Genomic DNA, 12,915 nt, shown 5'->3' with positions numbered 1-12,915 from the left:
GCAGCATCGCGAGAGCACACTGCCGCCTACAGGAGATTGAAAGGGGAGCGTGCGTGAAGGGCACCGGCTCACTGTCCAAGTACTGGATGTTCACCGACGAGTACACACAGAATCCCTATCCGATCCTCGCTCAGCTGCGCGCCGAGCAGCCGGTGGCGAAGGTCGAGACGCCGGACGGCGTGCGGGCGTGGGCGGTGACCCGCTACGAGGACGTGCGCACCGCGCTGTCCGATCCCCGGTTCAGCCGGGACATCAGGAAGTTGTACGGTTCGCTCGGCCGGCAGCTCGGCAAGGAGCTCAAGGTCGAGGAGGAGCTCACCAACCAGCTGGCCAACGTCGACCCGCCCCGGCACACGCCGCTGCGCAAGGGGCTCAGCTTCGCCTTCACCCCCAAGCGGGTGAGGGGGCTGCGCGAGGGCTGGCCCGAGGTCGTGGACAATCTGATCGACGAGATGCTCAGGGCCGGCGGCAACGACCTGAACTCCGGTCTCGCGGAGCCGTTGCCGATCATCTCCATCGCCCAGCTGATGGGTGTGCCCGACAGTGACTGGCCCCGGTTCCTGGTGTGGACGACCACGCTGCGCGTCGTGGACGCGTCCGACCCGACCGGCATCAAGGCCCGGCACAGCAGGGAGCTTTCGGAGTACCTCCAGGACCTGATCGCCCGCAAGGAGCGCAACCCGGGGGACGATCTGCTCTCCGCCCTGATCCATGCGGAGGGGGACAAGCGGCTGACGGCCGACGAGACGCTGTCGTCCGCGTTCGGTGTGATGACCGGCGGCAACGACACGACGACCGCCATGATCAACAGCACTTTCACGACGCTGCTGACGCACGCCGGCGCGCGGGAGCGGATCACGTCGGACTTCAGCGAGCTGCCGAACGCCATGGAGGAGATCCTGCGTTTCACCTCGCCGGTGATCAACTCCCTGCAGCGGGTCACGCTGGAGCCGGTCGAGCTGGGCGGGGTGGTGATCCCGAAGGACGAGATCGTCATCATCTCGATCCAGTCGGCCAACCACGACGCGAGCGTGTTCCCCGACCGCCCCGACGAGCTGGACCTGGACCGGGGGCGGCCCTCGCACGTCTCCTTCGGGTACGGCATCCACTACTGCCTGGGCAACCACATGGCCAAGGCGCTCACCGAGGTGGCCGTGCGGCGGGTGTTCGAGCGCTTCCCGGGGGTGCGGCTGGCCGTCGACCCGTCCGAGCTGCGCTACCAGCCGGGCCTGGTCGTGCGCCCGCTGGTCTCGCTCCCGGTGGTCTTCGGTACGCCGGCGTCGTAGCGCGCGGGGCACAGCACGGCAAGGGGCCCGGTATCCGCAGCGGATACCGGGCCCCTTGCCGTGTTTTCCGTAACGGACGCACGGGGGTGCGGGGGTGCGGGGGTGCGGGGGTGCGGGGGTTCCTCAGCCGAGTGTGACCGGCAGCGACTCCAGGGCGCGCGTCGCGTTCAGCTGGTACGTCAGCTCCCCGGGGCCGGCGGCGAGCTCGATGACCGGGTGCCGGTCGAGCAGAGCGGTCAGGGCGATCTCGACCTGCAGACGGGCCAGTGGCGCCCCCATGCAGTGGTGCAGGCCGTGGCCGAAGGACAGGTGCCCGCCCTGCTTGCGGCGGATGTCGAAGCGCTCGGGGTCCTCGAACCGCCGCGGGTCGCGGTTGGCCGAGCCGAGGGAGACCAGTACGAACTCGTCGGCCGGTATGCGCACCTGGCCGATCTCCACGGGTGCGGCCGTGACACTGAGCGTGGACAGGTGCAGGGAGTTGTCGTAGCGGCTGAACTCCTCGACCGTGCCCGCCAGCAGGGACCGGTCGGCGCGCAGCGCGGCGAGCTGGTCGGGGTGGCGCAGCAGGGCGAGGATGCCGTTGCCGAGCAGGTGCGTCGTCGTCTCGTAGCCGGCGACCAGGAGCTGGAAGACCATCGACACCAGCTCGTTCTCGCTGAGGCTGTGGTCGTCGTCGCGCGCCTGGATCAGCCCGGTGATCAGATCGTCGGCGGGGTGGGCGCGCTTGTGCTCGATCAGGCCGGCCAGGTACTGCGCCATCTTCTGCGCGGTCTCCTGGAGCTGCTCGGGCTGTACGGCCACGGTGAGCGCGTTCGACCAGGCCCCGAAGGCCGCCTGGTCGTCGTCGGGGACGCCGATCATCTCGCAGATCAGGGTGATCGGCAGGGGGTAGCCCAGGACCTTGAGGAGGTCCACTTCGGACTGCCCCTGGATGTCGTCGAGCAGCCGGTCCACGATCCGCTCGATGCGCGGGCGCAGCCCCTGGATCTGGCGGGCGGTGAACGCCTTGGCGACGAGCTTGCGCAGCCGGGTGTGGTCGGGCGGGTCCGTGTTGAGCATGTGCTCCACGAGCATCCGCTCGCCGGGGGACTTCTCGTGCGGGGCGGGGGGTTCGACGCCCATGCGGCGGGCGATGATCCGGGCGCCCCGGGCGGGGTCCTTGACGATGGCGGGGTCGGTGAGCGCGGCGCGCGCCTCCGTGTGGCGCAGGACCAGCCACCCCGGCATGCCGTTGAGTGTGACGTGCGCGACCGGTGTCCGCTCGCGGAGCCGGGCGTAGGTGGGGTAGGGGTCGAGGATGAACTCCTCGCCCAGCACCTCGGGCTCGGGTGCCTGTGGGGTGTTCTCGGGCATCTTGCGGGTTCCTTCTGGTCGGACCGACCGGTCGGGCCGGGCCGGTCGGGCCGGGCCGGGCCGGTCGGGCCGGGTCGGGCCGGTCGGGTCGGGTCGGGTCGGGTCGGGTCGGTCGGTCGGTCGGGGCGGCATGGCATGGCACGGACGGCGGGTGCGGCAGGAGATGGTTGAGCAACGGGCCCTAGACCAGGGGGGCTTCTTCCTGCCAGGCCCAGCCCTGCTCGTCGAGCAGTCGCCGCACGGTCGTCACCGACGCCGCGTCCACCAGCAGTTCGACCAGGCCGCGCGGCTGGTCCAGGGAGTGCTCGATGCGTACGTCCTCGATGTTGACGCCGACGCCGCTGACGGAGGCGAACAGCCGGGCCAGCGCGCCCGGCTGGTCGGGGACGGCCACCGGCACCGCGACGAACTCGGTGGGCAGCGAGCTGCGCTTGTCGGGCACCCTGGCGTGGCCGCGGTGGCCCCGCGACAGCATCTCCTCCAGGTCGGCGTACGCCTGCTTCCTGACCTGTTCCTCGCCGCTGCGCTGGGCCCGCAGGACGGTGATCATCCGGTCCAGGTCGACGGCGTACTCGTCCAGGATGTCGGCGACCGCTTCGGCGTTGGCCGTCAGGATGTCGCTCCACAGGGCGGGGTCGCCGCCCGCGATGCGGGTGACGTCGCGCAGCCCCTGGCCCGAGACCCTGATGTACTCGCTCCTGGCCCCCTCCAGCCGGGCGGCCATCATCGAGGCGACCAGGTGCGGGGCGTGCGAGGTCAGGGCCACGGCCTGGTCGTGCGCCGCGGTCTCCATGAGCACGGGGACTCCCCCGCACAGCGAGACCAGCTCCAGGCCCAGGTTGAGAGCCGAGCGCTCGGTCTGCGGCGAAGGGGTCAGGACCCAGGGCCGTCCCTCGAAGAGATCGGCCCTGGCGGCCAGCGGCCCCGAGCGCTCCGCGCCCGCGAGCGGGTGCCCTCCGACGTAGGTGGCGGGGTCGCCGCCCGCAGCGCGGATCTCCTGGTGCGGCTGCGCCTTGACGCTGGCCGCGTCCGTGTAGACGTGGGCCATGCCCTTTTGCTGGCACTGGGCCAGCACCGCGCCGATGTGCACGGGCGGCACCGCGAGCACCGCGAGGTCCAGGCGCCCGGGCGGCGGCTCCATGGAGCCGGCGCCGAGCGCCTGTGCCGTCCGTACCGCCGTGGTGTCCCTGTCCTCCAGGTACACGGTGACGCCCCGCCTGGTGAGGGCCAGGGCGATGGACGTGCCGATCAGGCCCGTCCCGACGACCAGAGCACTTCTCATGTCTCACGCCCCGCCGTGTGCCGGGCGCCCGCCGGGCGCCCGGTCTCTTCGCGGAGGAAGGAGGCCAGGCGCCGTACGCCCTCCTCGATCTCCGCATGGCTCAGATAGCTGAAGGAGAGCCGGATCGTCCGCTCGCCGCCCCCATCCGGATAGAAGTAGGACATCGGCGTCCAGATGACGCCGAACTCCCGTGCCGAGCGCAGCAGTACCGTGTCGTCGACGTCGAAGGGGACCCGTACGGCGAGGAAGAAACCGCCGCTGGGCCGGTTCCAGCTGACGCCGCGCTCGGGCAGGCCGGCAGCGGTGAACTGCAGGTCCAGCTGTTCCAGCGTGACGCGCAGGGCGTCGCCGTAGTGCTTGGCCGGGATCTCGTTGTGCGCGGTGAGACTGCCGCCCGAAGCGAGCAGCGCACCGGCGACCACGGCCTGGCTGAGCGCCGGGGTGTTCACCGTGACCATGCTCTTGATCTTGGCGAGTTCGTCGGCGAGGAGGCTGGGGCCCCCCTCGCCCAGGACGGGCTGGTCGGCGACGACGAAGCCGATGCGCGCACCGGGGAAGACCGTCTTGGAGTACGAGCCCAGGTGCACCACCCGGTGTTCGCGGTCCAGCGACTTCAGGGTGGGCTGCTGGCTGCCGGGGCTCACCAGCCGGTAGGGGCTGTCCTCGATGACGAGCAGGTCGTGCCGGGCGGCGAGCGCCAGGAGGTCCTCGCGGCCCTGCCTGGACATGGTGCTGCCCGAGGGGTTGGAGTGGTCGGGCACCACGTAGAAGGCGCGGGGGCGGCGCCCCGCCGCCTTCTCGGCGAGGACGACCGCTTCGAGTTCGGCGCAGTCGATGCCGTGCTCCCCCTCCTCGACGGGCCGCAGCCGCAGGTCCAGGAGGCGGGCGGCGCCGGTGATGCCGACGTAGCAGGGGCTCGCGACGAGCAGCACGTCCTGCGGGGCGCCGAACAGCGCCCGCAGGATGAGCAGCATGCCCTCCTGCGCGCCCACCGTGACCACGACGGACTCCGGGGCCACGTCGATGCCCTCGTCGGTGCGCAGCGAGTCGGCGATCAGCCGGCGGATGATCCCGGCCGTCGGCCCGTACTGGTGGACGGTGGTCCTGATCTCCTCGGGCGTGGAGCCGCCCGCCGCCAGGTGGTCGACGTAGCGCCGGATGAGGGCGAAGACCTCCTCCGTGTCGAAGAACCCTTCGTAGGGCCTGCCGGGGGCGAAGGAGACGGCCTGGGGGAAGCGGCCCGTGATCTCGTTGAGGAAGTTCATGGTGTCCAGGACCGGGTCGCTGACGCTGCCGTGCAGCTGCTCCCTGCGCAGGGCCGCGGGGCCCGTCGCGGCGGCGGGCACGGGTGCAACCAGGCGCGGCGCGAAAGCGGGTACGGCGGCCGGGGCCCTCAGCAGGCAGGCGCCCGCCGCGGACACCCCTGCGGTCCCGGTCAGGACCATCGCCTCGGTCAGCTCGTCGACGACCAGGCCGAGCACCTGGGCCGCGCCCCGCTCGCCCGCCACGGCGAGGCCGTGCAGGACCGGGCGGCCCAAAAGGACCGCGTCGGCGCCCAGGGCGAGTGCGGCGAGCACGTCGCCGCCGCGCCGGACACCGCCGTCCAGGAGCAGCGCGCAGCGTCCCGCGACCGCCGCGGCGATCTCGGCGATGACGTCCAGCGTGCCGTGTCCCCCGTCGAGCTGGCGGCCTCCGTGGTTGGAGACCACGATGCCGTCGACGCCCGCGGCGACCGCGAGCGCGGCGTCCTCGGCCGTCATGACGCCCTTGAGGAGCACCGGGAGGCTGCTGAGCGAGCGCAGCCGGTCCACGACCGACCAGTCCAGCGCGGGGTCCATCGCGGTACGGCTGTGCTCCAGGGGCGAGGAGTGGTCGGCACCGTGGGCGGGGAGGTTGGCGGGGGTGATGTGCGGCGGCAGCCGGAAGCCGTTTCGCAGGTCGCGCAGCCGGCGGCCGAGCCTGGGGGTGTCGACGGTCAGGACCAGGGCCTCGAAGCCCGCGCTCTCGGCGCGCTCGACGAGACGGCGCGTGGTGTCACGGTCGCGGAAGCAGTAGACCTGGAGCCACAGCGGGGACCCGGTGGGGCGGGCGGCGTCGGCGATGTCCTGGAAGGTCTGCCCCGCGAAGGTGGAGACGATCAGCGGCAGTCCGGCCGCGCCCGCGGCGCGGGCTGTGGCCAGCTCACCCTCGGGGTGGAGCAGCGTGTGGTACGCCATGGGGGCCACCGCCAGGGGCGCCGACCAGCGCCGCCCCAGGACGGTGGTGGCCGGGTCAACCTCGCCGACGCCGGTCAGGACGCGGGGGCGCAGCCGGGTGCGGGCGAACGCCTCCCGGTTGGCGGCCAGGGTACGCTCCTCGCCCGCCCCGCCCTCGATGAAGTCCCAGACGTCGGGCTGCAGGCGGGCGCGGGCCCCGGTCTCGAAATCGTCGAGGGACAGCGGTGGCCGTGCGTGGCCCTGTGTGGGGGGACCGGTGGGGTGAGCGGTCACGAGGCGAGCTCCCGGGCGCGTTCCACGGCCTCGTACAGCGCTCGGATGTTGGAGCTGCCGAAGCCCTGGGCGCCGTGACGCTGGATGAGCTCGAAGAACAGGGTGCGCCGCTCGAAGGGAGACCTGGTGAACAGCTGGAGCAGATAGCCCCACTCGTCGCGGTCCGCCAGGACGTTGGCCTTGCGGAGATCCCCGATCGTCTCGTCGAGGTCGCTGATCCGCTCCGCGAGCGCGTCGTAGTAGGTGGCGGGAGTCTGCAGGAACTCCACGCCCCGGGACTCGAACTCCAGGACGGCGGGGACGATCTCGTCGACGAGGAACGCCAGGTGCTGCACTCCCCCTCCGCCGTTGCGCTGGAGGAACTCATCGATCTGGCCCGGCTTCCTGGCGGGGTCGGGCTCGATGATGGTGAAGGTGATCCGGGCGGAGGGGCTGCGGACCACGATGGAGTCCATGGCCTGCTCGCCGACGGTGACGTATTCGCTGTAGTACTGCTCGAAGCCGAAGCCCTCGATGTAGAAGCGGACCGTCTCGTGCAGCGTGCCCGCCGGCAGGCAGAGCGCGATGTGGTCCAGGAGGCGCAGCTCGGGGGCGTCCCAGTCGGTGGCGGTGGTGTCCGCGGTCGGGGTCCATATCCAGCCGTGCGGCAGCTCGCGCTCCTGGCCGGCCGAGCGCTGCAGGAGCGTGTGGCGGACGGTTCCGAAGCCGGAGACCACGGGGACGGGAGCGTCGGCGGGGACAAGGGAGGTGGCGCCCGCCGCAGTCGCGGTGTCCCTGGCCGCGGCAGCGTCCGAGCAGGAGAAGGCGATGTCGATGATGCCGTCGCCGTGCGCGGAGAGAAATTCAGCGGTACCGGGACCCGAAGAGATGATGACGTGGAGCTGGTTCTGGACGAGCAGCACTGAATCCCGGCCCGGTGCAGCACCCTTTGCCTTTTCACGGAATCCGAACATCGACACGAAATAGTTCGTGGTCTTCTGCTGGTCGCTGGTGTAGATCTCTATGTACTCGACGTCGTGCGCGGTCACGTTGTTCCCCATCCGACGAGTTCGGCTCGCATCGTACAACTCACTGAAATGCAGCCTAATAAGTCGGTGCCGGCACCGGGAGACCAGTTAAATAATTTGCATACCGGGGTGCAGCCAGCTGATGTATTCGGGGAGCCTGGGCCACAGTTCGGGGGTGTAGAAGTGCCCGCCGGGAAGCCGGGTCACCTCGCAGTCCTTCGAGGTGAGCCGCCGCCACCGCTCGGCGCCTTCCTCCATCCCGTCGTCCGCCCCGTACAGCACCTGCAGGGGGACCTGGACCTGCGCCCCCGCCTCGTACCTGTGGCTGTCCATGACACGCATGTCGGCGCGGAGCATATCGAGGGCGATCCGCAGCATGCCGGGATCGGCCCGCAGGGCTTGGGGGATCTGGCCGTTGCCGACCATCCAGCCGAGCAGGACCTCGTCGGGATCACGGGGTCCGGGCACGGTGTGCTTCACGTGCTGCCACTGGCAGGGCGCGTCGGCGCCCGAGGCGATCAGCGCCTGGGGCGGTGCGAAAGCCGCGCGCCGCGCACGGCGCGCGAGATCGAAGGCGACCCAGGCGCCCATGCTGTGGCCCATGAGGGCATACGGACGGCCGGCGACGGAGCGCACCGCCTCCACGGCATCGGCCAGGAGCGCTTCCCAGTTAGCGGCGAAGGGCACCCCGAAGCGGGTCTCGCGCCCCGGGTAGCAGTACAGCGCGAGTTCGACATCGGCGGGCAGGGCGCCGGCCCAGGGCCGGAAGGGCGCGGTACCGCCGCCGCAGAAGCTGAGACACAACAAGGTCCTGGTGGCCTGCGGACGCGGCAGGGGGCGGAGCAGGGACCTGGACACGTTAGAGCTCCCCGGGGGGTCTGCGGATGACACCGCAGACCGTACCCGCGACTGGCGGGGCTGTAGCCCGCTGCCGTCAATACTTCGATACGGCGGGCCGGTGACGTACCGGAGCGAAGCAAGAACCTAACGGCCCGCACCCCCCGGGGCGAGGCCCCCGGCGGGGCCCGGCCCGCATCCCCCGGCGGGGCCCGAGGCGAGGCCCGGCCCGCATCCCCCGGCGAGGCCCGGGACGAGGCCCGGGACGCGTCCCCCGGCGGGGCCCGAGGCGAGGCCCGAGGCGGGCGAGGGCTGGAGCGGACCGTTCCGCCCGAAGCAGCGACACGGGCCGCAGCCCCCGGGGTGTCGCCGGGCATCAAGGCGGTACGGTCGAACGGGGCGAACGCCCGGAACCCGGCCGCCCCCAGCCGCCCCATCAGTTCGGGCGTCCGCTCCCACTGCCCGACGTCGATGACCTTCCCGCCCAGGCAGTCCTCGCAGACACCGTCGAATACTGTGGTTGCGCGCACGAAGCAGACCAGAGTCGCGACGACCGGGAAGCAGGCGACGGGTATGCAGATGACTGCGAGTTCGGCTCACCACCCACGCCGGTGAAGGTCCTCTCCCTCTCTCCTGGACGCTTTGGCACAGGCCGCTCAAAGTAAACCTTCGGCCACGGTACGGGGACAGGATCCGGGCACAGGCGGAGCGACCGTCTCAAGTGGAAGGTGAGCGCACGCCCGAGGCGGTCTCACCCGCCGGGGCACGGCCCTCTCCCCCGTTGGCCAGACGCGGTTCGCCGTCTCGCTCCGCCGGACGGCTCCAGCCCAGCGGCAGCCGGAACGCCGCTGGAGTCGGCACGCACGGCCGCTGAACTCGGTGTCCCGCCGGCCAATCCCTGGGCCGGAATCGAGGTCGGTGACCGGACACGGGTCAAGGCCCTCAACGTGGACCCGGCCCCCGGTGCATCTCCCTCTCCGAACGCCGGTCCGACGAGGTACAGAACTGACTCCGGCAGACCGACGGCCCGCCGGAGGCCTTCACCAATGCGTATGAACACCAGCCGTGCCAAAAATGATTGGACTAGACCAAGCTCCGGTGTGCACACTCTCAGACCTCGCCCGACAGGGCCCGGCCCGCTCCAGGAGAGGCACACATGCTCGTCATCGAGGTAGCAGACCTCGTCAAGGAGTTCAGCCGACCCAAACGGCAGGAGGGTGCCTTCGCGGGCATCCGCACGCTGCTGACACGCGAGCAGACCGTCAAACGTGCGGTCGACGGCGTGAACTTCAAGGTCCAGCAAGGTGAGATGGTCGGCTATCTCGGCCCCAACGGTGCGGGCAAGTCCACCACGATCAAGATGCTCACCGGCATCCTCGTACCCACATCCGGCACCGTCACGGTCGCCGGCACCACCCCCTGGCGAGACCGGTCCCGCAACGCCCGCCGGATAGGCGTGGTCTTCGGCCAGCGCAGCCAGCTCTGGTGGGACCTGCCGCTGCGCGACTCGCTCTGGCTGATCAGCCGTCTCTACGACGTACCGCAGGCCCGGTTCCGCGAGAAGCAGCGGCAGTTCAGCGAGGTGCTCGACCTCGGTCCGTTCCTCGACACCCCCGTCCGCCAGCTCTCCCTTGGCCAGAGGATGCGCGGCGACCTCGCCGCCGCGATGCTCTACGACCCGGACATTCTCTACCTGGACGAGCCGACCGTCGGGCTCGACGTCATCGCCAAGGAGCGGATACGTACCTTCGTCGGGGAGCTGAACCGCGCCTCGGGTACCACGGTCGTCCTCACCACCCACGACCTCGACGACGTCGAGGAACTCTGCGACCGGATCATCCTCATCGACCACGGCAAGGTCGCCTACGACGGCGCGGTGGACGAGCTGAAGGCCCGCTACGCCCCGCACCGCGAACTCGTGGTACAGACCGACCGGCTGGAGAGCGTCGAGGGCGCGGAGGTCGTCCGCCGAGAAGGCGGCAAGGTGTGGCTGCGCTTCGACCCCGTCCGTACGCCACCCGCCGAACTGGTGGCCGCGGTGCTGGCTCAGCACCGGGTGACCGATCTGTCGATCGTGGAACCCGAGCTGGAGAGCGTCATCCACCGCATCTACGCGGACCGCGGATGACCGCCCCGACGGCCCGCGCCGCCACGAAGCAGCCACTCGGGGCGCTGCTGCAGGCCCAACTCGCCTGTGCCCGGATGGAGTTCCGCGCCGCCCTCACCTACCGCACGGCCTATCTGTCGTCCTTCGCGATGATGCTCCTCCAGATCTGGTTGCTGACGGTGGTATGGAAGGCCCTCTACGACGGCCGTGAGGAGGTGGACGGACTCAGCCTCACCACCATGACGGCGTACGCCACACTGACGACGCTCCAGTACCAGCTCGTCAGCCCGTGGCGGTCCTCCCCCATCGACCAGCGGGTACGGGAGGGGAAAGTCGCCGTGGACCTGCTGCGGCCCATCGGCTTCCCCGGACAGATGCTCGCCGGCCAGCTCGGGTGGGCATCAGCCGCGGTCCCGGTCCTGCTGGTGGCACTGCCGTTCGCGCTGCTGATCGGCGCGGGCCGGGCACCCGCCTCGGTGGCCGCGGGGTTCGCCTACCCCGTGGCGCTGATCGGCGCGCTGATCGTGAACCAGCTGCTCGGGCTGCTGCTCGGCATGGTGTCCTTCTGGACCCTGGAGGTGAGCGGCGCCCTCATGGCATACCGCTTCGTCGCACAGTTCTTCTCCGGGGCCCTGGTCCCGTTGTGGTTCATGCCCGGCCCCGTCAGGTCGGCCGCGGAATGGCTGCCCTTCCAGGCGACCGCGTACACCCCGGCGGCCGTCTATCTGGGCCAGGTCGAGGGCGCCGGCATCGCGGCCGCGCTCGGGGTCCAGCTCGCGTGGATCGCCGGCCTCGGCACACTGGCCGCGTTCGTCTGGTCGCGCGCCCGGCGCCGCGTCCTGTCACAGGGGGGATGAAGGACGATGCGAGGTCTACGTGTCTACCTGCTGCTGGCCGGTGCGGCGTTCCGCGCCGAGTTCCAGTACCGGGGGAACCTGTTCATCAACATCATCGGCGGCCTGTTCTACCAGGGCGTCGGGCTGGCCTTCATCTGGGCGGTGCTGGACCGCTTCGGGCAGGTCGGCGGCTGGGGCCTGGGAGAGATCGCCTTTCTCTACGGAATAAGGCTCACCGCCCACGGCCTGTGGCTGCTCCCCGGTCACCAGCTGATCCACGTCGACGAGGTCGTCATCGAGGGCGAATACGACCGCTACCTCGTCCGCCCGGTGCCGCCGCTGGTCCAGCTCCTCACCCGCAGGGTGCGGCTGAGCTCGCTCGGCGACCTGGCGGGCGGATCGGTTCTCCTGTCCATCGCCTCGGCCTCCGCGCCGGTCGACTGGTCGCCGGGAGCCGTCTGCTTCCTCCTGCTCGCGGTGGTGGGCGGTGCGCTGGTCGAAGGTGCCCTGCAACTGGCCGCCTCCGCGCTCGTCTTCAGGATGAAGAGGGTCTCCCCCATCAAGTTCGCCATCGACATGATCTTCAGCGACTTCGGCAACTACCCACTGAAGATCTTCGGCCCGGTAGCCGGCTTCGGGCTGACCTTCGTCTTCCCGCTCGCCTTCGTCGCCTATCTGCCGGCGACCGTACTGATGGGCCGGCAGGAAGAACTCGCCGTGCCGGAGTGGCTCGCCTGGGGGGCTCCGGGCATCGGCGTCGCGCTTATGTACGCCGCGTACCGCTTCTGGGAACGGCAATCCCGCCATTACGAGAGCAGTGGGCACTGAGCGGAACGCCGGGACCACTTGTCGTCTGCCCCACGCCGCAACGAAAACCCGCCGCGTGATGCCCGAGCCCCGGCCTGGCCCGCGGCCGGGGCGGCTCATCGATGACGGCGCACGGGTGAGCACCCGTCGGGAGACTCCTCGCCCCCTGTGTCGCCACTGCGGGTTGGCATCGTGGTTGGGCGGTCGAGGACGGGGGTGCCTGATGACGGAGGGGCGGCTCTTGCGGGGGAGGGGGGACGTACTGGTCGGTGAGCTATGTGAGTACGGCTGCGATCAGCCGTAGCGGTTCCCTGGACGATGTCGAGCCGCCCTGCTGCGACGATGCCGGAGGCGGGACGCGGCCCGCCCGCATCGGCCTCGAAAGCAATCAACACGGTAGGTGTCTCACCGACCTGCCCTGCGATGAGCCGGACCTCGTCCGGCGTCGGCGCACGAAACACCGGATCCTGGAAGGCGGCCGGGCACGTGACGAAGGAGCCCACCGCGCCAGGCGCCATTGGTGCGCTCCACGTCGAAGCGGCCCTGGCGGCCTGGCGGCCCTGGCTGACGGTGGTGAACAGGTCCAGGCGGGGCAACTGCCGGGCCAGGGACCGCTCGACGGTTCCCTCACCGAAGTCCGCCCATCGCACCGGGAAGGCGGTCGTCTCGCTCCGGGCCGGCCCCTCTGCGGTCCGCACCAGGGTGCCGCCCAGGGAGAACGCGCTCGCACCCGAGGGGTTGTTGCCGATTCGGACGTCCCCGTCCAGTGTGAACGGGTCGAAGCCGGTGACGAGGACCCGCTTCACCCGGTGGCTGTGGGCCTCCGGTCAGTTCCGGGGTCCGCGGTAGGGGCCGGAAGAGACCAGGGCGGCACGGGGTCGGCGCAAGGGTTTTGCGGGACGGCCGGTTCC

The 12,915-nt window shown here is 70.8% G+C and carries 9 protein-coding genes and 1 pseudogene; 4 read left to right on the top strand and 6 right to left on the bottom strand.

Annotation, left to right across the window (positions count from 1 at the left end; translation table 11 throughout):
• The first annotated feature begins 53 nt into the window (after window positions 1–53).
• Window positions 54–1,286, top strand: a complete 1,233-nt coding sequence (locus tag ACIQRW_RS33410) for a cytochrome P450 (protein WP_403767701.1) — start codon at window positions 54–56, stop codon at window positions 1,284–1,286.
• 123 nt (window positions 1,287–1,409) lie between these two features.
• Here ACIQRW_RS33410 and ACIQRW_RS33405 read toward each other — a convergent pair whose 3' ends face one another.
• The 5 genes from ACIQRW_RS33405 to ACIQRW_RS33385 all read right to left on the bottom strand — a co-directional run bounded on the left by ACIQRW_RS33405 (window position 1,410) and on the right by ACIQRW_RS33385 (window position 8,275).
• On the bottom strand, window positions 1,410–2,639 hold the full coding sequence (locus tag ACIQRW_RS33405; protein WP_403767699.1) for a cytochrome P450: 1,230 nt from the start codon (window positions 2,637–2,639) through the stop codon (window positions 1,410–1,412).
• Between the two features lie 181 nt (window positions 2,640–2,820).
• Window positions 2,821–3,921: a prephenate dehydrogenase gene (locus tag ACIQRW_RS33400; RefSeq protein WP_403767697.1), complete on the bottom strand. Its 1,101-nt coding sequence runs from the start codon at window positions 3,919–3,921 to the stop codon at window positions 2,821–2,823.
• The gene (locus ACIQRW_RS33395) at window positions 3,918–6,410 is read right to left on the bottom strand and encodes an aminotransferase class I/II-fold pyridoxal phosphate-dependent enzyme (RefSeq protein WP_403767695.1); all 2,493 of its coding nucleotides are present in this window, start codon (window positions 6,408–6,410) and stop codon (window positions 3,918–3,920) included. Before ACIQRW_RS33395 ends, ACIQRW_RS33400 begins: the two co-directional genes overlap by 4 nt.
• Window positions 6,407–7,438 (bottom strand): 4-hydroxyphenylpyruvate dioxygenase, encoded by a 1,032-nt coding sequence (gene hppD, locus ACIQRW_RS33390; protein ID WP_403767693.1) that lies wholly within the window; start codon window positions 7,436–7,438, stop codon window positions 6,407–6,409. The genes ACIQRW_RS33395 and hppD overlap by 4 nt, the downstream gene beginning before the upstream one ends.
• A gap of 87 nt (window positions 7,439–7,525) precedes the next feature.
• Entirely contained in the window at window positions 7,526–8,275 is a 750-nt protein-coding gene (locus ACIQRW_RS33385) for a thioesterase II family protein (protein WP_403767691.1), read from the bottom strand.
• Window positions 8,276–9,410: 1,135 nt separating this feature from the next.
• On the opposite strand from ACIQRW_RS33385, the gene ACIQRW_RS33380 reads away from it, so the two are divergent.
• Genes ACIQRW_RS33380 through ACIQRW_RS33370 form a run of 3 tightly spaced genes read left to right on the top strand, consistent with a single transcriptional unit; the run spans window position 9,411 to window position 12,025 of the window.
• Window positions 9,411–10,382, top strand: coding sequence for an ATP-binding cassette domain-containing protein (locus tag ACIQRW_RS33380; protein WP_403767690.1), 972 nt, complete (start codon window positions 9,411–9,413; stop codon window positions 10,380–10,382).
• Window positions 10,379–11,218 (top strand): ABC transporter permease, encoded by an 840-nt coding sequence (locus tag ACIQRW_RS33375; protein WP_403767688.1) that lies wholly within the window; start codon window positions 10,379–10,381, stop codon window positions 11,216–11,218. Before ACIQRW_RS33380 ends, ACIQRW_RS33375 begins: the two co-directional genes overlap by 4 nt.
• Window positions 11,219–11,224: 6 nt before the next feature.
• The gene (locus ACIQRW_RS33370; RefSeq protein ID WP_403767685.1) at window positions 11,225–12,025 is read left to right on the top strand and encodes an ABC transporter permease; all 801 of its coding nucleotides are present in this window, start codon (window positions 11,225–11,227) and stop codon (window positions 12,023–12,025) included.
• A 477-nt stretch (window positions 12,026–12,502) separates the two neighbouring features.
• On the opposite strand, the pseudogene ACIQRW_RS33365 reads toward ACIQRW_RS33370, so the two are convergent.
• Window positions 12,503–12,813 (bottom strand): annotated as a pseudogene (locus tag ACIQRW_RS33365) (pyroglutamyl peptidase); the annotation flags it as partial.
• Window positions 12,814–12,915 lie beyond the last annotated feature (102 nt).

The sequence above is a fragment of the Streptomyces sp. NPDC091287 genome (assembly GCF_044768525.1).
In the GTDB taxonomy this organism is placed as follows: domain Bacteria; phylum Actinomycetota; class Actinomycetes; order Streptomycetales; family Streptomycetaceae; genus Streptomyces.
This window is presented reverse-complemented; position numbering and strand designations above follow the sequence as displayed.

Bases quoted from the DNA above. Each gene is read 5' to 3' on its own strand.
- ACIQRW_RS33405 (WP_403767699.1), bottom strand. From the start codon at position 2,639: ATGCCCGAGAACACCCCACAGGCACCCGAGCCCGAGGTGCTGGGCGAG.
- ACIQRW_RS33370 (WP_403767685.1), top strand. From the start codon at position 11,225: ATGCGAGGTCTACGTGTCTACCTGCTGCTGGCCGGTGCGGCGTTCCGC.
- ACIQRW_RS33400 (WP_403767697.1), bottom strand. From the start codon at position 3,921: ATGAGAAGTGCTCTGGTCGTCGGGACGGGCCTGATCGGCACGTCCATC.
- ACIQRW_RS33380 (WP_403767690.1), top strand. From the start codon at position 9,411: ATGCTCGTCATCGAGGTAGCAGACCTCGTCAAGGAGTTCAGCCGACCC.
- ACIQRW_RS33375 (WP_403767688.1), top strand. From the start codon at position 10,379: ATGACCGCCCCGACGGCCCGCGCCGCCACGAAGCAGCCACTCGGGGCG.